Below are 24,312 nucleotides of genomic sequence, written 5' to 3' on the forward strand. Positions count from 1 at the left end.
ACATCCCGGTATTTACAATGATTTTAAGGTTTCTTTAAGAATATTTTAATTGGATATTTTATTTTAACATATTGTGTATACTTGATTAACACATTTTAACATAAGGATAACCTCAACTGCACTAAGTTCGTTGCATCATTTCACAGATGCCAAATTTCAAACAACTTTTTAAGTATCGTCCGTTCGTCATCAGCCTGCATATTATTGCGTGGGTATGTTTTCTGTTTATGCCGTTTTTCCTGTATAGGATACAGATACTGCATACCGGTTTTTTTGTGAAGGAGCTGATAGATAATCTTTTTTTAATCGGGCTTTTTTATCTGAACATCTATGTGCTGATACCGAAGTTTTTCAACCAGAAAAAAATTGGTATCTACCTCAGTAGTATGGTACTGCTAGTGGTATTTATTACGTTGCAGCAGGTGGCGTTGGATTACTACATGCTGGGCAGCAGGATGCGCCCGGGGATGGCTATACGTATTAGTAAATTACACGACCTGCAGGTAACATCCCGTAAGGATAGTTCGTTAAAGGTTTTGGGAGAGATGAGAAATCAGCAGGTGGCAGATGCCTACGTTGCTACTCCGGCCCAGCCTGCGAGCGGATTCCATGTAGCAATGGCTGCCGACACTGCTTCAGAGTTTATGCCATCCCCCATGCACCGGCGCATGCGTATGTTCGAAATGGGGGAGAAGCCTTCGTTCTGGGATTTCCTGTTATTTCCGGAAACGCTGCGGCGCTCAGGTTTTTTTGCGCTGTTGATGTTGTTTATGAGTGGCTTCATCAAGATTGCCCAGGAATGGTTCCGCTCTGAAAAGCAGCGGGAGGAGTTGAAAGTGGAGAAATTAAATGCAGAATTAAAATTTTTAAAGTCGCAGATTAATCCTCACTTCCTTTTTAACTGTCTAAATACTATCTATTCCCTGGCGCATAAGCGTTCAGATCAGACGGAACATGCCATCCTAAAGCTTTCTACGATCATGCGCTACATGATTTATGATGCCAACGTGGCCAGGGTACGACTGGAACAGGAGCTGAAATACCTGTCGGACTATATCGACATTCAGCGCCTGCGCCTGCCAAAGGATATTGCCGTATCCTATAACGTGCATGGCAGTACTATGGATTTAGTGATAGAGCCTATGCTACTGGTGCCTTTTGTGGAAAATGCCTTTAAACATGGTATCAGCTATGCCGAGCCTTCGTTTATAAACATAGATATATCGATTGAAGTAAATATGATCCGACTAATTGTTAAAAACAGCCATTTCAAGGAGCGGGTGGCAGAGAGAGGAGGAATAGGCCTGCAAAATGTAATGAAACGACTGGAATTGCTTTACCCTGACGATCATCACCTGGATATCAGGGATGCTGGAAACGAATTTATTGTTGATCTTAAACTGTTGCTGAAAAAATGATCAAATGTATCGCTGTTGATGATGAGCCACTGGCACTGGAAATTATTGAAGATTATATCCGCAAGGTGCCGTTTTTATCGCTGGAGGGAAAATTTGAAAATGCAGCAACTGCCTTGCGCTACCTGCAGGACGAGCCCGTGGACCTGGTTTTCCTGGATATCAAGATGCCGGATATCACCGGTATCCAGTTCCTGAAATCGCTCAAACACCCGCCTATGGTGGTGTTTACCACTGCTTACGGGGAGTATGCCCTGGATGGTTTCGACCTTGATGTGGTGGATTACCTGCTGAAACCCGTTCCTTTTGAGCGTTTCCTGAAGGCTGCCGCCAAAGCCAGGGAGCTGATGGCTGCTAACCAGCATAAGGTGAACCCGGTAGCAGAGGCCGCATGGTTAAATGATTATATATTTATAAAAACAGAATATAAAATTATCAAAATCAATCTGGAAGACATCCTCTTTATTGAGGCGCTGAAGGATTATACCAAAATATACACGCAGGTACAGCCGGTGCTTACCCTGCGCAGTCTCAAATCATTCGAAACAAGATTACCGGCGGATAAATTCATACGCGTTCACCGTTCATACCTGGTTTCGCTCAATAAAATAAATTCTGTGGAGAAAAATACGGTCATGATCGCCAATCAGTCAATACCAATCAGCGATGGCTACCGGGACCGCTTTTATGACGTCATCAACAAAAATTCGTAATTCGTAAATTTTTCGGACCTTTGCATCGTTTTTTTGACAACCACCATTATTATTCTTTTTTTCAAAAACCAACGCATTGGAAAGAATATATTTTGACAACGCAGCCACCACGTCGCTGGACCCGGTAGTATTGGAGGCCATGCTGCCGTATATGACCGAAAAATTCGGAAACCCGTCTTCTATCTATTCCTACGGAAGAGAATCCCGTCTGGGAATTGAAAACGCACGTAAGTCAGTAGCCAAAATTTTGAACGCTCACCCGGGAGAAATTTTCTTTACCTCCGGCGGTACTGAAGCCAGCAACACCGCTATCAACGCGGCTATCAGAGATCTGGGATGTAAACACATCATCTCTTCTCCGATAGAACACCATGCTACCCTGCATTCCGTGGAGCACCTGCACCACCAGGGCGTAACGCTGTCTTTCGTGAAGCTGCTGCCTGATGGTCACATCGACCTGGAAAACCTGCGCGAACTGCTCGCCGGCTCTAAAGAAAGAAGCCTGGTAACACTGATGCACGCCAACAACGAAATCGGCAACCTGCTCGATATCCAGGCGGTGGGCACCCTCTGTAAAGAGTTCGATGCTATCTTCCACTCCGACACTGTCCAAACAGTAGGACACTATCCTTTTGACCTGAGAAACACCCCCGTGCACTTCATTACCGGTGCCGGCCACAAATTCCACGGTCCTAAAGGCGTAGGTATCCTCTACATCAACGAAAACGTAAAGATCACACCGTTTATCCAGGGTGGTAGCCAGGAGCGCAACATGCGCGCGGGTACCGAAAACCTGTACGGTATCATCGGTTTTGCAAAAGCCCTCGAAATGGCAACTGCCCACCACGAAGAGCATAGCAAACATATCAACGACCTGCGTATGTATATGGCGGAGCAACTGCAACAGCAGATCCCTGGCGTTACCTTCAACGGTGACCTCTATGGACGCAGCCTGTACACCGTACTCAACGCTTCTTTCCCTAAAACAGAAAAAAGCGAAATGATCCTGTTTAACATGGATATCAACGGTATCTGCGCTTCCGGCGGCAGTGCCTGCACATCCGGTGCCAACGCAGGTTCACACGTAATCCGCGCTATCAACAGCAATCCTAATCAGATCGCTGTACGCTTCTCTTTCTCCAAGAATAATACGAAAGCAGAAGTGGATACCGTGATTGCAAAATTGAAAGAACTGATTTAACTTTTTCCCTGATAAAGCGGAACCAGCGGCTCCGCTTAATCAGGGGGTTATAACATCGCCACCGGCGATATTATAACCCCCGAAAAATACTATGGTTATTCTGTATGCATTACAGATTACACCTGATAAACATCTTCCTTTGCGTAAAAAAAGAGCAGCTTCGGTTGCTCTTTTTTTATGCCCGTTGGAAAAGAAAAAGCCGTCTCATCTACTGAGACGGCCTTCGCAACTTTATAATTGCAATTACTTTTTAGGTTTCTTCTTACCTTTTTTCTCTTTAGGAAGGATTTTTTTTATTTCCTTAATATCTGACAGATCCTGACTACGACCCGCGGCCTGTTTATTTTTCAATAAATCTTTCAACCCAATGAAAGCAATCTCAAGATCATCGTCAATTGCAATTAGCTGGCGGTTTTTTACAGCCTCCGAAAATTCGACACCATCTATCTGGTTTAATATATCAATGCGTAGTGGAGGATAACCGATTTGATTAATATAGCCTTGGCGTAAAAAGTCTTCTTTCTCAAATCCCAAAGAGGCCATGCCATATTCATTAAGAACCAGGAGTATACGCTCCGCATTCTCTGGGGAAATATTAATCCATATATCTAAATCCCCAGTATGACGTGGTTTACCGTGAAGTGCGAGTGCATATCCACCCACCACCATATAATCCACCTGATGTTTATTTAGTAACTTTACAAAGTCCTCAAAATCTTGTGCAAGAATCATGACTTCAATGGTCTTTTTTGAATTGCAGTTTTATCGATCCTGCTATTCTTTCTTAAGGATTGATTAATAATAAATGTTACTGCAGCAAGCCTCTGGGCTGGCGGTTGATTTAACCAGTATTCCAGGTCATGGGCAGCATCATCTGCTTCTTTCATTAAAACTTTACGTACAACAGGCACTATAGAACGTTCCACCTTTGTCGAAGGAGCAGCTATTTTCGGTTGCGTAATAACATAGTGCCTTTCTACACGCACTTCTTTATTGTCAAATGGAATTTTCTCTTTACTCAGATAATTGTTTAGTGTGTTATAATTGTATGCCGGGTAACTTAAACAAAAATTTTTGAGGTTTGAAAATACTTCAAATGGTTGTTCCGGACGATTTTTCCAGTACACCAATACAATTCGTTTTTTACTTTCTAAGCTAACTGACATAAAGCAAATATAACAAATATAAGTGTAATATTGGTCATATTTACTTATTATAGATGTTTTTGAAATTGAAATTTTATATTTTTCACGTATTAAATGAAAAAAGCCGTCTCATCTACTGAGACGGCCTTTTCAGCTTTGCCGCTTTTGGAAAAATAGCGTTATAACTAGTGCATGAACTCTTTAATGTCCTGCATAATTCTTTTTGCAATATTGTCGGCAGTAGTTTCATTCTGCGACTCCGCATAAATACGGATAATAGGCTCGGTGTTAGAAGTGCGCAGATGCACCCAGTCAGTTTCGAACTCTATTTTCAGACCATCTTCGGTGTTGATGGGCTGGTTCTTGTATTTATCCTTGATTTTTTCAAAGATAACTTTAACGTCTACCCCTTTATCCAACTCTATTTTATTTTTAGAGATGAAATAGTCAGGATAGCTGTTGCGCAGTGCTTTGATGCCTTTACCGCTGTGTGCCAGATGGCTCAGGAATAACCCGATGCCAATGAGCGCATCACGACCGTAATGCAGATCCGGAACAATGATACCACCGTTACCTTCGCCGCCAATGACTGCGTTGGTTTCCTTCATTTTCTTTACCACATTTACTTCGCCTACGGCAGATGGTGTGTACTCACCACCATGTTTCAAAGTAACATCTTTCAATGCACGGGTAGAAGAGAGGTTGGAAACAGTGTTGCCTTTGCGTTTGCTGAGGATGTAATCAGCTACGGCAACAAGGGTATATTCTTCACCAAACATACTGCCATCCTCACATACGAAGCAGAGACGGTCTACGTCCGGATCTACTGCGATGCCCAGGTCAGCTTTGGATTTGTTTACTTCGTTGGATAATGCCACCAGGTTTTCTGGCAGTGGCTCCGGATTGTGGCTGAACTTACCGGTAACTTCTCCAAACAATACCTCTACTTGCTCTACACCCAGCGCATTCAGCAGGGCAGGCACAAATATGGCACCGGTGGAGTTCACCGCATCTACCACCACTTTGAAGTTACGCTTTCTGATAGCTTCCACGTCTACCAGTGGATAATTTACTATCAGGTCGATGTGCTTTTGCAAATAGGAGTCGTCCTGGGTGTAAGTACCCAGTTTGTTTACGTCAGCAAAGTTGAAGTCTTCGCTGGCAGCGATTTCCAGGAGCTGTGCGCCATCTTCACCGGAAATAAACTCGCCTTCACCGTTCAGCAATTTCAGGGCGTTCCATTCTTTAGGATTGTGGCTGGCAGTGAGAATAATACCACCTGCAGCGTTTTCCATCTTAACAGCTACTTCTACAGTAGGGGTGGTGGATAAACCAAGGTCTACCACATCAATGCCTAAGCCGTTGAGAGTGGACACTACCAGGTTTTTTACCATTTCTCCTGAAATACGGCCATCACGGCCAATTACTACCTTACGGTTTTCTGTGTTCCTGCTAAGCCAGGTGCCGTAAGCCGCTGTGAATTTTACTACGTCTAATGGAGAAAGTCCCTCGCCGGGCCTGCCGCCTATGGTTCCGCGTATGCCGGATATCGATTTGATCAGTGCCACAAGTTTCGTTTTTTAAGGAAGGCAAATATAAAAAAATCCGTGCCAGATTTCCTAATTAGTAAATTGTGATGAACTCCGGCCTTCATAGGGCATTATCAGCCTCTAAACGCGCCTTATCTAATAAGTAATAACTATATTTGCAGCTACGCTTTTAAAAAAACGGCTATACGTTACATGCAAAACTTCTGGAAGAATATACCCCGGTATATTCGATATGTGTTTGTTCAAACGCTTTACCTATTCCTGCTGATGGTCATGTTCAGGCTGCTATTTTTCCTGTTCTTCTTCAAGACCACCATCACCGATGCCGCCGTGATCTCCAAAGCGTGGTACCTGGGTCTTAAATTTGACATGCGTCTTACATTGATCCTGATAGTACCGTTGTTAATTGTCACACTTATTTTCAGAAATAGCTATTTCACGCGTAAGCCTATACGTAAATTTAATTTCATTTACCTTTTTATACTCTACCTCGGTCTTACCTTATTATATATACTCGACCTCGGTCATTACGATTATCTCGGTATCCGCCTCGATCCATCGGTGCTCCGCTTCCTGGCCAAAGGCGAACGCGCCGATAACGCCCGCATGGTGTGGCAAAGCTATCCCGTAGTACGCGGCGTCCTGGCCTTAGCGCTATTTATGTTCTTCCTGCTGGTGATTCAAAAGCGCACCTGGAAATACTTCGCCGCACAACCGGAAATATACCTCCGCAAAGGGGTGTTCATCGGTTGGACCAGCGCCCTTATCCTGCTCACCGCCGCTGGTATATACGCCAACGTTGCCTATTTCCCGCTGCGCTGGAGCCAGGCCATGTTCACGCGCGACAACGGCGTCACCAGCCTCGGCCTCAACCCGATCCTGTACTTCGTTTCCAACCTGAATGTAAAAGGTGATTCCTTTGATCCGGAACTTACCCGCCAATACTACAATCCTACAGCTGAATACCTCCGGGTAGATAAGCCGGATGCAGCCACGCTGGACTATAAACGACATTCCCCCGGTGACAGCACCAAACCTAAACTGAATATAGTACTGGTGATGCTCGAATCCACCGGCGCAGCGCCCACCAGTATGTATGGTAATCCCATGCAACCTACGCCCAACATGCAGCGCCTGTCTGACGAAGGTATCCTGTTCAAGAATTTTTATGTTCCCGCCGTAAGTACCGCCAGAACTGTTTTTGGCGTTACCACCGGACTGCCCGATATCACCCGCGTACGCACCGCCAGCCGTCACCCGCAGATGCTGGACCAGCGCGTGGTCATGGATCAGTTTACCGGCTACGATAAATATTATATGCTCGGTGGTAACACCAACTGGGCCAATATCCGTGCGGTATTTACCAACAATGTGGAAGGCCTCAAAATCTTCGAAGAGGGCGACTGGAAATCACCAAAGGCAGATGTATGGGGCGTGTCCGACTTCGACCTCATTACCGAAGCCAGTGCCATCTTCAAAGAAAATAACGAGAAAAAGAAACCTTTCATCGCCTTCCTGCAGCTGGCCGATAACCATCCGCCATACACTACCACCAAAGGAAACGGCGATTTCAAGGATATGAAGGAAAAAGACCTGAATATGGAGCAATTCAAAAAGTCAGGCTTTGTAAGTATAGACCAGTTCAACGCCCTGCGTTACGAAGACTATAACGTAGGCCACCTTGTTGAAATGGCAAAAAAAGACGGCTACCTGGATAATACTATTTTCGTATTCTTCGGAGATCATAACTGTATCCTCAATCCATACAGCTTTATGCCACTGCCGGAATATGAAATGGCTACCGGCAGCGTGCACGTCACCGCTTTCATGTACAGCCCTAAGCACATCACGCCGGGCCAGGTGATCACCACCCCGGGCAGCCTGCTGGATATTTATCCTACCGTGGCAGGTATGGTAGGTATGCCGTATAATAACTATACTATGGGTATGAACCTGTTTGACAGTACCCGCAACGGTAACGACAAATATGTGTTTATTACGTATATCCGTAACCAGCAAGGCTACTATGCTATGTTGGGAAATAAGTATCTCTATGAAGTAAACGACAAAACAGGTGCCTCCGCGCTGTATGACCTCCAGGGCGACCCACAGAAAAACGTGGCCACAGCGCAGCCGGAGCAGGCAAAATATCTGGATAATTTAACACGTGGCTATTATCAAAGCACACGATATTTACTCTTTAATAATAAAAAATAATAATACGCAGTGGAAGCAGAAAAAGCATGGTTTAAAGATTGGTTCAATTCTCCTTATTATCACCTGCTGTACAGCAACAGGGATGAAAAGGAGGCTGCTGCTTTTATTGATAAACTCCTGGCCTACCTCCGCCCGGCAACAGATGCCGAAATGCTGGATGTAGCCTGTGGCAAAGGACGCCACGCCAAATACCTCGCGGATAAAGGCTATTATGTAACCGGTATCGATCTTTCCACCGAAAGCATCAACATCGCCAAAAAACTGGAAAACGATCACCTGAGCTTTTTTCAGCATGATATGCGTTTACCCTTTCGCGTTAATTATTTCGATGTTGTATTTAATTTCTTCACCAGCTTTGGCTATTTCGATACCCAACGGGATAACGATAATGCCCTGCGTACCCTCACCAACGCCCTCAAACCGGGTGGTAAACTGGTGCTGGACTACCTCAACAGCAACTATGTAGCCGCGCATCTTGTTAAAGCTGAAGTAAAAGAGAAAGAGCAGGTCGTATTTGATATCCACCGGGAGCTGCACAATAATAAATTCCTCAAGGAAATCAGTATACTCGATAAGGAGAAGATGAGGAGACTGAGGTATACCGAGAGTGTGAATGCTTTTACCAAAGCTGATTTTGAGGAGATGTTTGCGCGGCACGGGATGGAGATCACGGAAATTTTCGGAGACTATCATTTTAATAGCTATGACGACCAACAGTCACCGCGACTGATCATCATAGCCACAAAAACAAAGCCATGCTAGAAAGTTTACTTCGTGGCGATCTCAGGTTATTTTTCCATATCAACGGGCAGTGGCACAACGCACTGCTGGATGTGATTATGCCGATATTGCGGGAACCATTTATCTGGGCTCCACTATATCTGTTTTTGGGGGTGTTCGTGACCATTAACTTTGGCTGGAGAGGATTTTTCTGGATCGTTTTTTTCCTGGTAACATTTGGGATTTCGGATCAGTCAAGCCTGTTTCTGAAGGATTACTTCGGAAGGATCAGGCCTTGCCGCGACCCTGTGGTATCTCACTATACAAGGGTGTTGGTGGTGTATTGCCCAATGAGCGGCAGTTTTACCTCTAACCATGCGGCCAATCATTTTGCGCTGGCTACCTTTTGTTTCTTAACTTTAAAATCATTCTTTGGCCGGTTTACCCTTTTGTTTTACCTGTGGGCAGCAGCAATTGCCTATGCACAGGTATACGTGGGTGTACACTACCCGCTGGATGTAACCGGTGGCGCTGTGCTGGGCTCTCTGATCGGGTTGCTGAGCGGAAGCTTCTTCAGCAGGCGTATAAGACTGGAATTGGAACCTGAATTGAAAACATGAACTGGAATTATCTGATACTTGTACTGGTTGCAACTATTGCCGGGGGAATCATTCCTATGACGGTAAGGCATATCAGTGCCAATTTCACTATTTACCTGCTGGCATTTACAGGCGCTTTCTTATTTGGCGTTACCATCATGCACCTGCTGCCTGAGGTATACCATGAGCTGGGCCATGCCGCAGGTGCCTATATCGTACTGGGCTTTTTCCTGCAGGTATTCCTGCAGCAGCTGTCGCACGGCATGGAACATGGCCACTCGCACCTGCCTACTGAAAATCATCATCACCATATAGCTGTAACCCCGTTGTTACTGGGTTTGTCTATCCACGCGTTTATGGAAGGTATTCCGCTGGGCTTTCATTATGAAGACCAGTCGGCCCTGCCATCCTTAATGCTGGGAGTGGCGGCGCACAAAATTCCGGAAGCCCTGACGCTGATAACGGTGATGATCCACGCCCATAAGTCGAAACAGCAGTTATGGCAGATACTCATCGTTTTTGCCCTGGTAACGCCGGTAGCGGCTATACTGGCAGGATGGCTCGGTAATCGCTTTGAGGTAGTATCTCACTATCTGGTATATCTGGTTGCCCTGGTAATTGGCGCTTTTCTGCATATTTCTACTACTATTTTCTATGAAAGCGGTACCAAACACCATGAGCTGAGCCGTAAAAAAGTGATGGCTATCGCCCTGGGACTGGTACTGGCATTTATTACACTGATATTTGAATAATTATTATTTTTAGACTTTATATCATGGAAGTCGTCATAATCCTCATCCTCATTTTACTCAATGGCCTATTCTCGATGTCGGAGATAGCATTGGTGTCCGCCCGCAAAATCAGGCTGGAGCACCTCGCCAATAAAGGGGATGAAAAAGCAAAGGCCGCGCTGAAGCTGGCCAACAATCCGGACAGGTTTCTTTCCACCGTCCAGATCGGCATCACACTTATCGGTATCCTTACCGGTATTTACTCCGGTGAAAATATCAAAACTGATATCGTAGCCTGGCTTAATACTTATCCATCTGTACAACCATACAGCGGCCCCCTGGCAACTACCATCATCGTAGTGACCATCACCTATTTTTCCCTTGTATTGGGAGAGCTTGTGCCTAAACGGCTGGCAATGGCCAAGCCGGAGACTATCGCTAAAAATGTGGCCAGGCCCATGACCCTGATCTCCTGGCTTACCTTTCCGTTCATCTGGTTGCTGAGCGCATCTACCAATGTGCTCGTAAAACTGTTTAATGTCCGCCCTAACGATACCCATGTTACGGAGGAAGAAATTAAGGCCATGATCAACGAGGGGACGTCCTCCGGCGCTATTGAAGAAACTGAACAGGAAATTATCGAAAGGGTATTTCACCTGGGCGACAGGAACATTACCTCGCTCATGACCCACCGCACAGATATCACCTGGCTGGATATCAATGAATCCATCGATGCCTACCAGTCTAAAATCCGTGAAAGTCTCCACTCCGTATACCCTGTATGCGATGGGGAAGTGGATGCGCTGAAAGGCGTTGTGTCCATTAAAGATCTGTATGCCGTTGCCGGGAAAGCCCTGCCACTGGCGCAGGTAATGAAAAAACCACTATTCGTTCCTGAAAACAATACCGCCTACCAGGTACTGGAAAAGTTTAAGGAAACACATATACATGCCGCATTCATCGTTGATGAGTACGGTACGTTTCTTGGTATGATCACCCTCAACGATATCCTGGAGGCTATTGTTGGTGATATGCCGGAAACCGAAGAATATGACAGTTACGAGATGCACCTCCGCGATGATGGCAGCTATCTGGTGGATGCACAGATTCCGTTCTACGACTTCCTGGCCGAATTCGACAAGGAAGACTGGATGAATGAATTTGAACAGGACTTCGATACCCTGGCAGGTTTTATCCTCCACCACCTGGAGCATATCCCGAGTACCGGCGAAAAGTTCAGCTGGAAAGGGTTTACCTTCGAGATAGTGGACATGGATGCACACCGCATCGATAAAGTCATGGTAGTTCCGCCTATGCAATCAACAGACGAAGAGGACTGATTATCTTCCCTGCACACGTAGAAACCGCCAACGTAGTTATCCGTATTTTAATGAACGGAGTGCCTTAATTATTTGGATAAACCCAGGTTTATACTAAATTTGAGCACTTTTTTACATAAACAATAAATTTAATTTAATAGTCACCATGGTTGCAATAGGAAGTAAGGTGCTGTCCCTGGAAGAAGCTTACAGGGTTCTTTACAGCGGTGAAGAGCTGGTATTGGACGCAGCGGCTTTACAACAGGTGGAAGCCAGTTTTGAGTTTCTGAAGAAGTTTTCCGCAAAAAAACTGATTTATGGTATCAACACCGGCTTTGGGCCGATGGCACAGTACCGCATCAGCGATGAGGACACCTTCCAGCTGCAATACAACCTGATCCGCAGCCACAGTTCCGGCTCCGGCAAACTGTTATCTCCGTTACATACCAAAGGTCTGATGATCGCCCGCCTCAGCAGCTTTATGCAGGCACATTCGGGCATCCACCCTGAGGTAGTACACCTGCTGAAAGATCTGATCAATAAAAACGTATATCCGTGTGTGTTTGAGCACGGCGGCGTGGGCGCCAGCGGCGACCTCGTGCAGCTCGCTCACCTGGCCCTGGTGCTGATCGGGGAAGGGGAAGTGGTGTATGAAGAGAAACTGCAGCCTACGGCTGAAGTATTTGCCAGACTGGGTCTCAAGCCTATCGGCATCCATGTGCGGGAAGGCCTGGCCATCATCAACGGAACATCGGCCATGACCGGCGTGGGCCTGGTAAACCTGATCGAAGCAAAACGACTGCTGACCTGGTCTATCACCATCTCTGCCATGATCAACGAGATCGTGGAAGCCTTTGATGATCATTTGTCGGCAGAACTCAATGCGGTTAAAATGCATGAAGGCCAGAACAAAGTGGCCGCCATCATGCGGGAGATCCTCGTGGGCAGCAAAATGGTACGCCACCGTCCGGATCACCTCTATAAAGAACTGGAAGAAGAGATATTTAAAGATAAAGTACAGGAATACTATTCACTCCGCTGTGTTCCACAGATCCTGGGACCGGTGTTCGATACCCTGAAACAGGCCGAGCAGCTGGTAGTGCAGGAGCTGAACTCCGTGAGTGATAACCCGGTGGTGGATCACCACAAGGAAAATGTGTTCCATGGCGGTAACTTCCATGGCGACTATGTTTCCCTGGAAATGGATAAGATCAAAATCGCCATCACCAAGCTGTCGATGCTCTCCGAGCGCCAGCTGAACTACCTCATGAACGAAAAGCTGAACCATAAGTTCCCGCCGTTTATGAACCTTGGTAAACTGGGCTTCAACTTCGGTATGCAGGGCGTACAGTTTACAGCAACCTCCACGGTGGCGGAAAACCAGACGCTTTCCTTCCCGATGTATGTACACAGCATACCTAATAACAATGATAACCAGGATATTGTGAGCATGGGCTGCAACGCCGCGCTGATGGCAGGCAGAGTAATCGGCAACACTTTCGAAGTATTGGCCATCCAGGTGATGACCATGCTGCAGGCAGTGGATTACCTCGGTTGCCAGGACAGGCTGGCAGGCTTTTCACACAAAATTTACGAAGAGGTGAGGGCGATTTTCCCTAAATTTATTGAAGACAGTCCTAAATATAAGGACCTTCAGAAAATCAGGGAGTACCTGATGGCAAACCAGCCGGTACAGTTGTAACAGCAAAAACTCTCAACAATGAAATGTGCGCTTATCACCGGCGGCTCAAGAGGCATAGGACGGGCAGTATGTATTAAAATGGCAGAACGGGGTTACCATGTTCTGATCAACTATAAAGGCAATGAGGCAGCAGCCCTCGAAACACTGGAAGCAGTAAAAGCAGCCGGCAGCACCGGCGAACTGCTGCAGTTCAACGTAGGCAGCGCAGAGGAAGTAACCCAGGTGCTCGGCAACTGGATAGAAGGGCATAAAGACGACCAGATAGAAGTACTGGTCAACAATGCCGGTGTGCGTGAAGATGGGCTGATGTTTATGATGAGCGAGGCACAGTGGAATAATGTACTCAATATCAGCCTGAATGGTTTCTATCACGTTACCAAACAGGTACTCAGTGGCATGCTGATGAAACGCTACGGCCGCATCATCAACATGGTATCCTTATCCGGTATCAAAGGCCTGGCCGGACAAACCAACTACTCAGCCGCCAAAGCAGGCGTGATCGGAGCTACCAAAGCGCTGGCACAGGAAATCGCCAAGCGTGGCGTAACCGTAAACGCAGTAGCACCAGGATTTATCAAAACCGATATGACGGCAGAACTGAACGAAAAAGAACTGGCCGCACAAGTGCCGATGAACCGCTTCGGTACCGCAGAAGAAGTAGCTGAAGCCGTGGCATTTTTTGCCTCCAAAGGTGCTGGCTACATCACCGGCGAAGTACTGAGCATCAACGGTGGACTATATACCTGATAATAATCCAACTAACGTTAACCGCTCCTATTATGAACAGAGTTGTGATCACAGGATTGGGAATCTACTCCTGCATAGGTAAAAACCTGGAGGAGGTGCGAGATTCATTATACAAGGGTAAGTCCGGCATCGTGCTGGACCCCGAAAGAAAAGCATTCGGATACCGCTCCGGCCTCACCGGCAAAATCGAACGTCCTGAGCTGAAAGGCTTACTGGATCGCCGTGCCCGCCTGATGATGCCTGAACAGGCCGAATTCGCCTTTATGGCTACCAGGGAAGCCTTAGCCATGGCTAAAATGGACCCTGACTACATCGAAAAAACACCCGTAGGTATTCTCTATGGCAACGACAGCTGCGCCAAGCCCACTGTAGAAGCCAATGACATCATGCGGGAAAAGAAAGATACCATGCTGGTGGGCTCCGGTTCTGTGTTTCAGACCATGAACTCCACCGTAAACATGAACCTGGCCACCATCTTTAAACTGAAAGGTGTCAATTTCACGGTGAGCGCGGCTTGTGCCAGCGGCTCCCATGCTATCGGTCTCGGCTATATGTTTATTAAAAACGGTATGCAGGATGCAGTGATCTGCGGAGGCGCCCAGGAAGTGAATGTATACGCGATGGGTAACTTCGATGCCATCGCGGCATTTTCTACCCGTGAAACTGAGCCGGAACGCGCTTCCCGACCGTTTGACCGCGACAGGGACGGCCTCGTGCCAAGTGGTGGCGCTGCCACAGTGATACTGGAAAGTTTGGAATCCGCACAAAAAAGAGGAGCTACCATCCTGGGCGAAGTGCTCGGCTATGGCTTCTCCTCCAACGGAGCGCATATCTCCAATCCAACCGTAGACGGGCCGGTGCGCAGCCTCCAGATAGCCCTGAGCGATTCAGGCCTGCTCGCTAAAGATGTACAATACATCAATGCCCATGCGACCTCCACGCCGGCAGGTGATGCCAGCGAGGCAAAAGCAATCTACGAAGTATTCGGCGGAGAAGTGCCGGTTAGCTCCACCAAGTCCATGACCGGCCACGAATGCTGGATGGCTGGTGCCAGCGAAATCGTTTATTCCATGCTCATGCAGCAAAACGGATTTATCGCACCCAATATCAACCTGGACAACCCGGATGATGACGCCGCCAAACTGAATATAATTACCAGTACAATTAATAAAAATTTTAATATATTTTTGTCTAACTCTTTCGGATTCGGAGGTACCAACTCCTCACTGATCGTAAGAGCGTGGGACGGAAAGTAGGACTGTTGCCGGTTTAGAGTGTACGCTAGTTGCCTGACATCTATATGAGTAATAAACTCATATATTCCCCGGTGTGTGTAACTCCCAATATATTCTTAACTTTGACGCTCGGACTAATTTGAAGATTTTACAGGCTTGGTTGGTAACCGTAATTATTTTATAATCAACCTATATCTGTTATACGTTATATGGAACTTAAAGAAGTAATAACTGTCACAAACAAATTTCTGGTAGAGGAGTTTGAAGCTAACTTAGCGGATATCACGCCGGAAGCGAATCTGAAGGCTACCCTGGACTTAGATAGTCTGGACTATATCGACATGGTGGTAGTAATTGAAGACAACTTCGGTTTTAAAGTAAAACCGGAAGATTTTCAGAACATTGTCACCTTCCAGGATTTCTATAATTACGTAACTGCTCGTATTCAGCAAAAAGAACTCGTATAATGCCGTCCTGGCAGGGAAAGTCGAAAGGAAATAAGCTGGGCTACAGTATTTTTATTGCCATACTGCGCTATGGGGGTGTGTATCCTGCTTATTTCCTGTTAAGGTTTGTAGCCGCGTATTATTTTTTGTTCTCCTGGAGTTCTTCCAGACCTATTTACAAATATTTTCATACTAAGGCTGGTTTCAGCAGGTTTAAATCAATTTTGAACCTGTATAGGAATTACTATGTCTTTGGGCAGACCATACTCGATAAAGTGGTGGTGATGGCTGGTATGGCCAATAAATTCACCTTTGATTTTGATGGGGAACAACACCTGCGTGATATGGTGAGTGGCGGCAAGGGAGGCATCCTGCTTAGTGCCCACTTGGGCAACTGGGAAGTGGCAGGCCACCTGTTTAAGCGCCTGCAGGCGCGCATCAATATCGTGATGTTCGACGGTGAGCATGAAAGGATCAAGGAATACCTCTCCTCCGTTACCGGTGAGCGTTCTGTGAATATCATTGTGCTGAAAGACGATCTGTCGCACATCTATGCCATCAACGATGCCCTCAGCAACCAGGAACTGGTATGCATGCACGCTGACCGGTTCCTACCCGGAAATAAAACCATGACTGCTGACTTGCTAGGATCACCTGCACAATTTCCACTAGGCCCATTCCTGCTGGCATCCACTTTCCGGGTGCCCCTAGCCGCAGTATTTGCTTTTAAGGAATCGGCTACCCACTATCACTTTTACGCTACCGAACCCAGGGTCTATAATGGCCGCAGGCAGCAGGAGCAGGCATTAAAGGATTTTGTAGGGGAGATGGAAGTGAAGATCCGGAAATATCCTACCCAATGGTTTAACTACTACGATTTTTGGGAGGACGAAGGTGTAACGGTGACCGGATCCGATAGTCTGGTAAGCCAGCAATAAGTGTATAGTCCCGGTAGTGTCCTTCCGGTATAGAAATCCATCGTTAGCAATCCGCGCGAAGCGCGGAATCCTTCCCGGCAAAACCGAAGGTTTTGCGACTAAAACCACATAAAACAAAATATTTCCGGGATTATACTGTTCATAATTTCATATAATTCTAGTTACTTCGTATTTCTTTTTTTACAATAAATTGTGGAGATGTTTATTCATACAGACGATATTACTGCATATATCCCGCAGCGCGCACCTATAGTGATGATCAGTGGCATTCTCGAAGTAGAAGGACCTGTAACCCGCACTGCATTGAACATAGCCGCGGATAATATTTTCGTGGAAGAGGGCTTTTTCACGGCCCCCGGCCTCATGGAAAACATGGCCCAGACTGCCGCCGCCCGGATTGGTTATATCTCCCGCCAGCAAAATGTACCAGTACCGCTGGGCTTTATTGGCGCCGTAAAAGATTTTGAAATTTTTGAATTACCTCCCGCCGGAGCCACCGTTGAAACCACTACCGTTATTGGTGCAGAAGTATTTAATGCCACCATGGTGAACGCCAAAGTAGTATATCAAGATAAGGTGATGGCACAGTGTGAACTGAAAATATTCATCAACCCCTAATAAAACTTAAGCATCATGAAAACCAGTAGATTATTTCTGGTAGCAGCCCTTATGTTGGGTACTGTATTCACTGCGAAAGCGCAAACGCTGAAAAACTTCCTGGACAATAAGGATTCCTCCTTCACCTGGCTGGGTATAGATTTTACACAGGCGCGGCTGATTGGGGATGCAGGGGCTAAACCAATCGATTTTGTGGACAGTCACTTCGCCGGCATCAACCAGGTAGTAGTAAACGAACCTAAAAAATACGATGTGCCTGGCAATATGCGCCATGATAAAGTAACCTACGATATCAGCCTTGTAAACAAACGCAATGCGGCTGTCAACCCGGATAACTTTAAATCCGATAACAGTGCAGACCTCCATCGTTTGTCAGAAGAGGATGTTACCAAACTGGTGAAAAGCTTCGACTTCGGTACTAAAAAAGGTATCGGTGCGCTGCTGGTAATGGATGGTATGAGCAAAACCGACAAAAAAGCATCCGCTTTTGTAACACTGGTGGATATGGGTAGTCGCCGCGTGCTGATGACCGAAAGAATAGAAGGAAAAACTGGCATGGCTTTCGGTAATCGTAACTATTGGGCACTCCCGATCAAGTACATACTGGATAATTTTCACGACGACTACAACAAGCTGAAAGAGAAATATGCCAACGCAACGGACCCTGTAGAGCCGGCACCAGCGCCAGCTCCTGCACCGGCACCTAAGAAAACAGGTAAAACCGGCGTTGCAGCTAAAAAAGCTCCGGCAGCAAAAAAGAAAAGCTAAGCATGCAATTAACCGAAAGCACTACAATAACGATCAGATTCAATGACTGTGACCCCTTAGGGATCGTATGGCATGGAAACTACGTGCAGTATTTTGAGGACGGAAGAGAAGCTTTCGGTGAAAAATACGGATTACGCTACCTGGATATTGCCGCGGAAGGTTTTACCGTACCGCTGGTCAATATCCAGTGTGATTATAAGCGCCCGCTGCGCTATGGCGACAAGGTAGTGGTACATACCACCTACATCGACGACCTGGCCGCGAAGCTCAGATTTGAATACGTACTAACACACGCAGTCACCGGCGAAGTTGTCGCAAAAGGGTCGTCCGTACAGGTGTTTCTGGACAAGGAATCCTCCCTGCTGCAACTCACCCTGCCACCGTTTTTCAGCAACTGGAAAAAGACACAGGGACTGCTTTAAAAGGGTAATATGCAAAAGGTATTTGTTGTTGCTGATAACATTGTGAGCCCACTGGGCAATACTACCCTTCAGAATTATGAACAGGTGTTGCTGGGTAACAGTGGCATCAGCCTACAGGAAAATGCAGCCTATGCTGCTGCGCCGTTTTATGCTGCCATGCTGGCCCCGGGCCAGCTTAATGCATTTAACGGTAACGATTATACGAAATTTGAACAGCTGCTCATCACTTCTGTAACAGAAGCATTGACGCAAACTACTATCCCGCTGCATAGTGCCCGCACCGGCCTCGTAGTTTCCACTACCAAAGGAAACATCGAACTGTTGGAACAGCACGATGCCGCAGGAACACCACCATCACCGGACCAGCTGCAACTGGGATATTCGGCCCGTAAAGTGGCCGGATTTTTTGGCATCACCACGGAGCCGGTAGTAGTAAGCAGTGCCTGTATATCCGGACTGGTAGCCATTCTCACCGCAAAGCGACTGATCACCGCAGGTATCTACGACCAGGTGATCGTTACCGGTGCAGATGTGCTGACCCGTTTTGTATTGTCAGGATTTCAGTCGTTCCAGGCAGTAAGCGCCGCACCATGCCGCCCTTTTGATGCCGACCGTAACGGTGTTACTTTAGGGGAGGGCGCCGCTACAGTGATACTCACCGGCAATCCGGCACTGGCAAAAGATTTTGTGTTGGGAAATGGTGCCGTCAGCAACGATGCCAACCATATATCCGGTCCCTCCCGAACAGGGGAAGAACTGGCAGCTGCCATGACACTGGCCCTGGAAGGCACCGGCATCTCACCAAAAGATATTGGATTTGTATCCGCACATGGTACAGCCACCCTTTATAACGACGAGATGGAAGCTAAAGCCCTGCACCACGCCGGACTGGCCAATACGCCGGTCAACAGCCTCAAAGGTTATTACGGCCATACCCTCGGCGCCGCCGGACTGATAGAAGCCATCATCAGCATGAAAGCACTGAAGGAAGGCGTGATACTGCCAACAAAAAATTATCAAAATTCCGGCGTTACCATGCCGGTGAAAATAAGTAACGCCATCGCACCTACGCAGGCACGCCATCTCCTGAAAACAGTATCAGGATTCGGCGGCTGCAATGCTGCCATGGTTTTTAGTTTAATCAGCTGATTGCTGCCGCCTATTATCCCGGTCATCAGCACATATTTATCATTGTCGTGTTTAATAAAGAAACAAAAACAGCATTACAGGCTAAAGAAGCCGCTTTATGGCTCGCATTTGCTCCAATTGCATTCCAGGCTACACGGGCACTGCGCGATATGGGCATTTTAACAGCAGTAAGCAAAAGCGGTTCTAAAGGTATCACCATTGAAGAAATCATGGAACAAACCAGCATGAACCGCTATGCCGTTAGAGTATTGCTGGAAGCCGGTTTGGGAATGGAACTCGTTATCGTAAATGATAAAAAATATACCCTTACCAAAACCGGTTACTTCATTTTACACGACGAACTGACACGCATCAATATGGACTTTACCCAGGATATCTGCTACAAAGGTATGTATCACCTGGAAGAAAGTTTGAGAGAAGGTAAACCCGCCGGACTCAAAGAGCTCGGCCCATGGGATACCATCTACCCAGGCCTTTCCCTGCTGCCGCCAAGCGTAGGTAAAAGCTGGTTCGACTTCGATCACTACTATTCCGACCTGGCTACACCAGCCGCACTGGATATTGTGTTCGAAAACAAACCTAAAAAACTGCTCGACATCGGCGGTAACACCGGTAAATGGGCGCTGGCATGCACTGCCAAAGATCCTGAAGTGGAAGTGACCATCTTCGACCTGCCAGGGCAGGCCGGCCTGGCACAGAAAACCATGAAGGAAGCCGGTGTGGAAAACCGCGTGCATTTCCATATCGCCAACATCCTCGACACCAGCATCCCTTTCCCTACAGGCTTTGATGCCATCTGGATGAGCCAGTTCCTGGACTGCTTCTCCGAAGCGGAAATCGAATCAATCCTGTCCCGCTGCCGTGAAGCACTCAACGACAACGGTACCATCTATATCCTGGAGCCATTCTGGAACCGCCAGCAGTTTAAGTCTGCGGCCTTCTGCCTCCAGCAAACATCCCTCTACTTCACTGCTATGGCCAATGGCAACAGCCAGATGTACCATACAGATGATTTCTTCCAATGCATCGAAAATGCGGGACTGAAAGTGGTAGAGGAAAATAACCAGATGGGATTGAACTACACCTTGCTGAAGTGTAAAAAAGCATAATAACGATACATAGTGCCTTGCAATTAATATACTCATCTTACATCCCAAATTTTGCATCGTATGAAAACTGAAAAAGTCGATGTGCTGGTTATTGGCGCTGGTCCTGCGGGATCAGTAGCCGCCTCCATTATTCACCAGGCTGGCTACTCGGTGAAGGTGGTGGAAAAGTTGAAGTTTCCTCGTTTCGTAATCGGGGAGAGCTTGCTGCCGCGCTGTATGGACGCCCTGCAGGAAGCTAAATTCATTGACGCCATTACAGAAAAAGGCTTCCAGCAAAAGTTTGGTGCCAAATTCGTAAAAGGCGACCTGGTATGCGACTTCCAGTTCAAGGATCAGTACACACCAGGCTGGCATTACACCTGGCAGGTGACCAGGGCCGACTTCGACAAAACCCTGGCCGATACGGTGGAGCAAATGGGGGTGCCGGTAGCATATGAAACCACTGTAACGGATATCCGCTTTAACGGCTCCGATTCAGTGACTACCGTAGAGGATATTGATGGCAACAAATACGAAATTGAAGCCCGCTTTATAGTGGATGGAAGTGGCTACGGCCGCGTGATCCCCAGGCTCTTCAACCTGGAAAAAAATTCGAACCTGCAACCGCGGAAAGCGCTGTTTGCACATACCAGGGATGTACGCCGCTCCATGGCCGATGAGCCTAACCGCATTACCGCGGTGGTGCATAAAAAAGGTACCTGGATCTGGATCATACCTTTCTCCACCGGCGTTACCAGCGTAGGCTTTGTAAGTGATCCGGAATTCTTTGATGGTTTCCCGGGTACTGACGAAGAAAAATACCGCGCCATGCTGGAAGCAGAACCCTACACCAGGGAGCGTTTCCGCGATGTAGAGCTGGTATTTGAACCGCGTGTCCTCCAGTCATGGTCCGCCACCACAGATAAATTCTATGGCGACGGCTACGTGCTCACCGGCAACGTGACAGAATTTTTGGACCCTATTTTCTCATCTGGCGTAACTTTGGCCTGCGTATCCAGCCAAACGGCTGCCAAACTGGTGATCCGTAAGCTCAAAGGAGAGGATGTAGACTGGGAAAAAGAATACATGGCGCCTACCATGCAGGGTGTAAATACCTTCCGTTCATATGTAATGGCCTGGTATGAAGGTACTTTGGATAGGATCTTCTTCTCCAAAAATCCTGACCCTGAAATCAAAGGTCAGATCTGTTCGGTGCTGGCAGGTTATGTGTGGGATTTGTCGAACCCATTTGTAACCAATCACGACACCGCCCTGAAACGTCTGGCGCGCACCATTGAATTAACAGAGATAATAAAAAGCTAATCATAGATTGAGTAATAGTGCATTTATAACAGGTACTTGTATTATCAGAGAGCATCAAATCATTCTTAATGAAAAGCAGGTATTTTCAGGGGATGGTTCCGAACTCCAGGATTTCCTGCGCGCGGCATACGACCACGTATCTGGTCAATATCCGAAGTTCCATAAAATGGACCCGCTGAGCAAGCTCGGCTGGCTCGCAGCAGAGGTGCTGTTGAAAAACAACCCGGTGCTGCAACTGCCCGCAGAAGCCGTAGGCATGGTGCTGGCTAATCGCAGCGCCAGCCTGGATACCGACCTACGTTATTATGCTACCGTGAAAGATATCGCAAGCCCTGCCTTGTTCGTGTATACGTTGCCCAACATTGTAATGGGAGAAATCTGTATCCGGCATGGGTTTAAGGGAGAGAATACATTCTTTGTGTCAGAACAGTTTGATCCGGCACTACTATCGGTTTATCCAACGCAGCTGCTGGCGGAAACGCCGTTGCAGGCATGCCTGGTAGCCTGGGTGGAAGTAATGGAGCAACGCTACGAGGTGGTTATGGCGCTGGTGCAACGCACCGGTGAGCAGCCGCTCACAAAAGAGACACTGGAAGCTTTGTATCTTGCAAGGTAATCCGGTAAGGGATTTCAGAGCCGCCGCAGGCGTTGCTGAAATCTGAAAGGGCCTGAAAGGCCCACCAAAAAACTAAAGGCAAACAAAAGGCAAGCCTTAAAATAACAAAACATAATCCTTTGCTGCTTTGCATCTTATGCTGCTTTGCGAGAAAAAAGATCGCTGCAGCCTGTAAAGCAGGCCAAACAAAACACATATGGAACAGTTGATGGCGGATCTGAAAGCGCAGATCATTGAACAATTAAATTTGCAGGAAGTAAAACCGGAAGACATCGGCAACGATGAGCCTTTATTCAAAACCGGACTGGGCCTCGATTCCATCGATGCGCTGGAACTGATTGTTCTGCTGCAGCAGCATTATAACATCCGCATTGCCAACCCGGAACAGGGTCCTGAAATATTCCACTCCATCCGTACGATGGCGGAATTTATTACCGCTCAACAAAAGCAGCAGGCATGAGTGTAAAGGTGTGGATAGCAGGCGGCGGCGTCATCAGTGGTATAGGCATGAACCTGGAGGAAAACCTGCAGGCATTTAAAGATATGCGTACCGGTATGACCACCATGCAATACCTGCAGTCTGTGCATCACGAAACCTTCCCCGTTGCGGAAGTAAAGGCCGACAACGATACGCTGTCAGATATGGCGCTGATGCCTGAAAACACCAGCCGTACCGCATTGCTCAGCCTCATTGCTGCCAGGGAAGCCTGGAAATCCACCGGGCTGGGAGATATCTCCCAATACCGCGTAGGATTTGTATCCGCCAATACCGTAGGTGGGATGGACAAAACAGAAGATTTCTTCAACAGCTTTTTATCCAACCCGCAGGGTGGCCGGCTACACCAGGTGCTGAACCATGAATGTGGGGCAGTGACCGAGCTGGTGGCCGATGCCATGGGTATCAGGCACCATATTTCTACCATCAGCACGGCCTGTTCATCAGCAGCAAATGCATTGATGTATGGGGCGCGACTGATCCGTAACAACATCGTGGATATCGTGATCGCTGGCGGTACCGATGCGCTGACCCGCTTTACCCTCAACGGCTTCAATACGCTCATGATCCTGGATCAGCAGCCCTGCCGACCGTTTGATGATACCCGCACAGGCCTCAACCTGGGCGAAGGCGCCGGTTATGTAGTACTCGTATCCGATAACCTGCTGGCACATATCCAGCCATGGGCAAGACTCAGCGGTTTTGCCAATGCCAACGATGCCTACCATCAGACCGCCTCTTCACCTGATGGCACCGGTAACTACCTGGCCATGAAAGGCGCACTGGAAATGGCAGGACTCACACCGGAAGATATCGGCTACATCAACCTGCACGGCACCGGTACACAAAACAACGATGTATCAGAAGGTATTGCGATCAACCGCTTGTTTGCGCCGCATTTTCCGGCAATGAGCAGCACCAAATCCTTCACCGGTCATACATTGGGCGCCAGCGGGGGTATTGAAGCGGTATACGCAGCACTTGCACTGAAAGAAGGGATCATCTATCCCAACGCACGTTTCCAGCACCAGATGAAGGAACTGCCTTTTGCTCCTGCCACCGCGTTTAGCACAGGTAATGATTTGAAACACGTAATGTCCAATTCATTTGGCTTTGGCGGCAACTGCTCCAGCCTGGTGTTTTCAAAAGAATAA

Annotated in this window: 25 protein-coding genes; 22 read left to right on the forward strand and 3 right to left on the reverse strand. The window is 47.3% G+C overall.

What is annotated here, in order from left to right:
* Nucleotides 1-146: 146 nt before the first annotated feature.
* The 3 genes from KW844_RS17315 (at nucleotide 147) to KW844_RS17325 (ending at nucleotide 3,329) form a co-directional block, all read left to right on the forward strand.
* Nucleotides 147-1,418, forward strand: coding sequence for a sensor histidine kinase (locus tag KW844_RS17315; protein WP_218378033.1), 1,272 nt, complete (start codon nucleotides 147-149; stop codon nucleotides 1,416-1,418).
* Nucleotides 1,415-2,128 carry a LytTR family DNA-binding domain-containing protein gene (locus tag KW844_RS17320; RefSeq protein ID WP_218378034.1) on the forward strand — a complete coding sequence of 238 codons (714 nt, stop codon included), beginning with the start codon at nucleotides 1,415-1,417 and terminating at the stop codon, nucleotides 2,126-2,128. Before KW844_RS17315 ends, KW844_RS17320 begins: the two co-directional genes overlap by 4 nt.
* Before the next feature lie 76 nt (nucleotides 2,129-2,204).
* Nucleotides 2,205-3,329 (forward strand): cysteine desulfurase family protein, encoded by a 1,125-nt coding sequence (locus KW844_RS17325; RefSeq protein ID WP_218378035.1) that lies wholly within the window; start codon nucleotides 2,205-2,207, stop codon nucleotides 3,327-3,329.
* Between the two features lie 243 nt (nucleotides 3,330-3,572).
* On the opposite strand, the gene KW844_RS17330 is transcribed toward KW844_RS17325, so the two are convergent.
* From KW844_RS17330 to glmM, 3 genes are all read right to left on the reverse strand, one after another.
* Nucleotides 3,573-4,061, reverse strand: coding sequence for a nucleotidyltransferase (locus tag KW844_RS17330; RefSeq protein ID WP_218378036.1), 489 nt, complete (start codon nucleotides 4,059-4,061; stop codon nucleotides 3,573-3,575).
* Nucleotides 4,058-4,495: a hypothetical protein gene (locus KW844_RS17335; RefSeq protein ID WP_218378037.1), complete on the reverse strand. Its 438-nt coding sequence runs from the start codon at nucleotides 4,493-4,495 to the stop codon at nucleotides 4,058-4,060. The genes KW844_RS17330 and KW844_RS17335 overlap by 4 nt, the downstream gene beginning before the upstream one ends.
* Before the next feature lie 164 nt (nucleotides 4,496-4,659).
* Entirely contained in the window at nucleotides 4,660-6,042 is a 1,383-nt protein-coding gene (gene glmM, locus KW844_RS17340) for a phosphoglucosamine mutase (RefSeq protein ID WP_218378038.1), read from the reverse strand.
* A 174-nt stretch (nucleotides 6,043-6,216) separates the two neighbouring features.
* Between glmM and KW844_RS17345 the strand changes: the two genes are divergently transcribed.
* The 19 genes from KW844_RS17345 to KW844_RS17435 all read left to right on the forward strand — a co-directional run bounded on the left by KW844_RS17345 (nucleotide 6,217) and on the right by KW844_RS17435 (nucleotide 24,312).
* On the forward strand, nucleotides 6,217-8,241 hold the full coding sequence (locus KW844_RS17345) for an LTA synthase family protein (RefSeq protein ID WP_218378039.1): 2,025 nt from the start codon (nucleotides 6,217-6,219) through the stop codon (nucleotides 8,239-8,241).
* Nucleotides 8,242-8,250: 9 nt separating this feature from the next.
* Nucleotides 8,251-9,003 (forward strand): class I SAM-dependent methyltransferase, encoded by a 753-nt coding sequence (locus KW844_RS17350; RefSeq protein ID WP_218378040.1) that lies wholly within the window; start codon nucleotides 8,251-8,253, stop codon nucleotides 9,001-9,003.
* Nucleotides 8,997-9,581 carry a phosphatase PAP2 family protein gene (locus tag KW844_RS17355; RefSeq protein WP_218378041.1) on the forward strand — a complete coding sequence of 195 codons (585 nt, stop codon included), beginning with the start codon at nucleotides 8,997-8,999 and terminating at the stop codon, nucleotides 9,579-9,581. Before KW844_RS17350 ends, KW844_RS17355 begins: the two co-directional genes overlap by 7 nt.
* Nucleotides 9,578-10,312: a ZIP family metal transporter gene (locus KW844_RS17360; protein ID WP_218378042.1), complete on the forward strand. Its 735-nt coding sequence runs from the start codon at nucleotides 9,578-9,580 to the stop codon at nucleotides 10,310-10,312. The genes KW844_RS17355 and KW844_RS17360 overlap by 4 nt, the downstream gene beginning before the upstream one ends.
* A 23-nt stretch (nucleotides 10,313-10,335) precedes the next feature.
* Nucleotides 10,336-11,631 (forward strand): hemolysin family protein, encoded by a 1,296-nt coding sequence (locus tag KW844_RS17365; protein WP_218378043.1) that lies wholly within the window; start codon nucleotides 10,336-10,338, stop codon nucleotides 11,629-11,631.
* 145 nt (nucleotides 11,632-11,776) lie between these two features.
* Nucleotides 11,777-13,312, forward strand: coding sequence for a histidine ammonia-lyase (gene hutH, locus KW844_RS17370; RefSeq protein ID WP_218378044.1), 1,536 nt, complete (start codon nucleotides 11,777-11,779; stop codon nucleotides 13,310-13,312).
* Between the two features lie 18 nt (nucleotides 13,313-13,330).
* A complete protein-coding gene (gene fabG, locus KW844_RS17375; protein WP_218378045.1) occupies nucleotides 13,331-14,059 on the forward strand; it encodes a 3-oxoacyl-ACP reductase FabG in 729 nt (242 codons plus the stop codon).
* Nucleotides 14,060-14,091: 32 nt separating this feature from the next.
* Nucleotides 14,092-15,315, forward strand: a complete 1,224-nt coding sequence (locus KW844_RS17380; protein WP_218378046.1) for a beta-ketoacyl synthase — start codon at nucleotides 14,092-14,094, stop codon at nucleotides 15,313-15,315.
* Nucleotides 15,316-15,503: 188 nt separating this feature from the next.
* Entirely contained in the window at nucleotides 15,504-15,761 is a 258-nt protein-coding gene (locus KW844_RS17385; RefSeq protein WP_073083587.1) for a phosphopantetheine-binding protein, read from the forward strand.
* Entirely contained in the window at nucleotides 15,761-16,678 is a 918-nt protein-coding gene (locus tag KW844_RS17390; RefSeq protein ID WP_218378047.1) for a lipid A biosynthesis acyltransferase, read from the forward strand. The genes KW844_RS17385 and KW844_RS17390 overlap by 1 nt, the downstream gene beginning before the upstream one ends.
* Nucleotides 16,679-16,876: 198 nt before the next feature.
* Nucleotides 16,877-17,296, forward strand: a complete 420-nt coding sequence (locus KW844_RS17395; protein WP_218378048.1) for a 3-hydroxyacyl-ACP dehydratase — start codon at nucleotides 16,877-16,879, stop codon at nucleotides 17,294-17,296.
* Between the two features lie 15 nt (nucleotides 17,297-17,311).
* Nucleotides 17,312-18,064 carry a hypothetical protein gene (locus tag KW844_RS17400; RefSeq protein WP_218378049.1) on the forward strand — a complete coding sequence of 251 codons (753 nt, stop codon included), beginning with the start codon at nucleotides 17,312-17,314 and terminating at the stop codon, nucleotides 18,062-18,064.
* A gap of 2 nt (nucleotides 18,065-18,066) precedes the next feature.
* Entirely contained in the window at nucleotides 18,067-18,486 is a 420-nt protein-coding gene (locus KW844_RS17405; RefSeq protein ID WP_218378050.1) for a thioesterase family protein, read from the forward strand.
* 9 nt (nucleotides 18,487-18,495) lie between these two features.
* Nucleotides 18,496-19,635: a beta-ketoacyl synthase gene (locus KW844_RS17410; RefSeq protein ID WP_218378051.1), complete on the forward strand. Its 1,140-nt coding sequence runs from the start codon at nucleotides 18,496-18,498 to the stop codon at nucleotides 19,633-19,635.
* 47 nt (nucleotides 19,636-19,682) lie between these two features.
* Nucleotides 19,683-20,744 carry a methyltransferase gene (locus KW844_RS17415; protein WP_370626495.1) on the forward strand — a complete coding sequence of 354 codons (1,062 nt, stop codon included), beginning with the start codon at nucleotides 19,683-19,685 and terminating at the stop codon, nucleotides 20,742-20,744.
* Nucleotides 20,745-20,804: 60 nt separating this feature from the next.
* Nucleotides 20,805-22,046 (forward strand): NAD(P)/FAD-dependent oxidoreductase, encoded by a 1,242-nt coding sequence (locus KW844_RS17420; RefSeq protein ID WP_218378052.1) that lies wholly within the window; start codon nucleotides 20,805-20,807, stop codon nucleotides 22,044-22,046.
* Nucleotides 22,047-22,053: 7 nt separating this feature from the next.
* The gene (locus KW844_RS17425; protein WP_218378053.1) at nucleotides 22,054-22,662 is read left to right on the forward strand and encodes a hypothetical protein; all 609 of its coding nucleotides are present in this window, start codon (nucleotides 22,054-22,056) and stop codon (nucleotides 22,660-22,662) included.
* 196 nt (nucleotides 22,663-22,858) lie between these two features.
* A complete protein-coding gene (locus KW844_RS17430) occupies nucleotides 22,859-23,122 on the forward strand; it encodes a phosphopantetheine-binding protein (RefSeq protein WP_218378054.1) in 264 nt (87 codons plus the stop codon).
* Nucleotides 23,119-24,312 carry a beta-ketoacyl synthase gene (locus KW844_RS17435; protein WP_218378055.1) on the forward strand — a complete coding sequence of 398 codons (1,194 nt, stop codon included), beginning with the start codon at nucleotides 23,119-23,121 and terminating at the stop codon, nucleotides 24,310-24,312. Before KW844_RS17430 ends, KW844_RS17435 begins: the two co-directional genes overlap by 4 nt.

The organism is Chitinophaga sp. sic0106 (assembly GCF_019219075.1).
GTDB lineage: Bacteria > Bacteroidota > Bacteroidia > Chitinophagales > Chitinophagaceae > Chitinophaga.

Bases quoted from the DNA above. Each gene is read 5' to 3' on its own strand.
- KW844_RS17315 (WP_218378033.1), top strand. From the start codon at position 147: ATGCCAAATTTCAAACAACTTTTTAAGTATCGTCCGTTCGTCATCAGC.
- KW844_RS17320 (WP_218378034.1), top strand. From the start codon at position 1,415: ATGATCAAATGTATCGCTGTTGATGATGAGCCACTGGCACTGGAAATT.
- KW844_RS17330 (WP_218378036.1), bottom strand. From the start codon at position 4,061: ATGATTCTTGCACAAGATTTTGAGGACTTTGTAAAGTTACTAAATAAA.
- KW844_RS17335 (WP_218378037.1), bottom strand. From the start codon at position 4,495: ATGTCAGTTAGCTTAGAAAGTAAAAAACGAATTGTATTGGTGTACTGG.
- KW844_RS17345 (WP_218378039.1), top strand. From the start codon at position 6,217: ATGCAAAACTTCTGGAAGAATATACCCCGGTATATTCGATATGTGTTT.
- KW844_RS17355 (WP_218378041.1), top strand. From the start codon at position 8,997: ATGCTAGAAAGTTTACTTCGTGGCGATCTCAGGTTATTTTTCCATATC.
- KW844_RS17360 (WP_218378042.1), top strand. From the start codon at position 9,578: ATGAACTGGAATTATCTGATACTTGTACTGGTTGCAACTATTGCCGGG.
- KW844_RS17365 (WP_218378043.1), top strand. From the start codon at position 10,336: ATGGAAGTCGTCATAATCCTCATCCTCATTTTACTCAATGGCCTATTC.
- hutH (WP_218378044.1), top strand. From the start codon at position 11,777: ATGGTTGCAATAGGAAGTAAGGTGCTGTCCCTGGAAGAAGCTTACAGG.
- fabG (WP_218378045.1), top strand. From the start codon at position 13,331: ATGAAATGTGCGCTTATCACCGGCGGCTCAAGAGGCATAGGACGGGCA.
- KW844_RS17380 (WP_218378046.1), top strand. From the start codon at position 14,092: ATGAACAGAGTTGTGATCACAGGATTGGGAATCTACTCCTGCATAGGT.
- KW844_RS17385 (WP_073083587.1), top strand. From the start codon at position 15,504: ATGGAACTTAAAGAAGTAATAACTGTCACAAACAAATTTCTGGTAGAG.
- KW844_RS17390 (WP_218378047.1), top strand. From the start codon at position 15,761: ATGCCGTCCTGGCAGGGAAAGTCGAAAGGAAATAAGCTGGGCTACAGT.
- KW844_RS17395 (WP_218378048.1), top strand. From the start codon at position 16,877: ATGTTTATTCATACAGACGATATTACTGCATATATCCCGCAGCGCGCA.
- KW844_RS17400 (WP_218378049.1), top strand. From the start codon at position 17,312: ATGAAAACCAGTAGATTATTTCTGGTAGCAGCCCTTATGTTGGGTACT.
- KW844_RS17405 (WP_218378050.1), top strand. From the start codon at position 18,067: ATGCAATTAACCGAAAGCACTACAATAACGATCAGATTCAATGACTGT.
- KW844_RS17410 (WP_218378051.1), top strand. From the start codon at position 18,496: ATGCAAAAGGTATTTGTTGTTGCTGATAACATTGTGAGCCCACTGGGC.
- KW844_RS17420 (WP_218378052.1), top strand. From the start codon at position 20,805: ATGAAAACTGAAAAAGTCGATGTGCTGGTTATTGGCGCTGGTCCTGCG.
- KW844_RS17430 (WP_218378054.1), top strand. From the start codon at position 22,859: ATGGAACAGTTGATGGCGGATCTGAAAGCGCAGATCATTGAACAATTA.
- KW844_RS17435 (WP_218378055.1), top strand. From the start codon at position 23,119: ATGAGTGTAAAGGTGTGGATAGCAGGCGGCGGCGTCATCAGTGGTATA.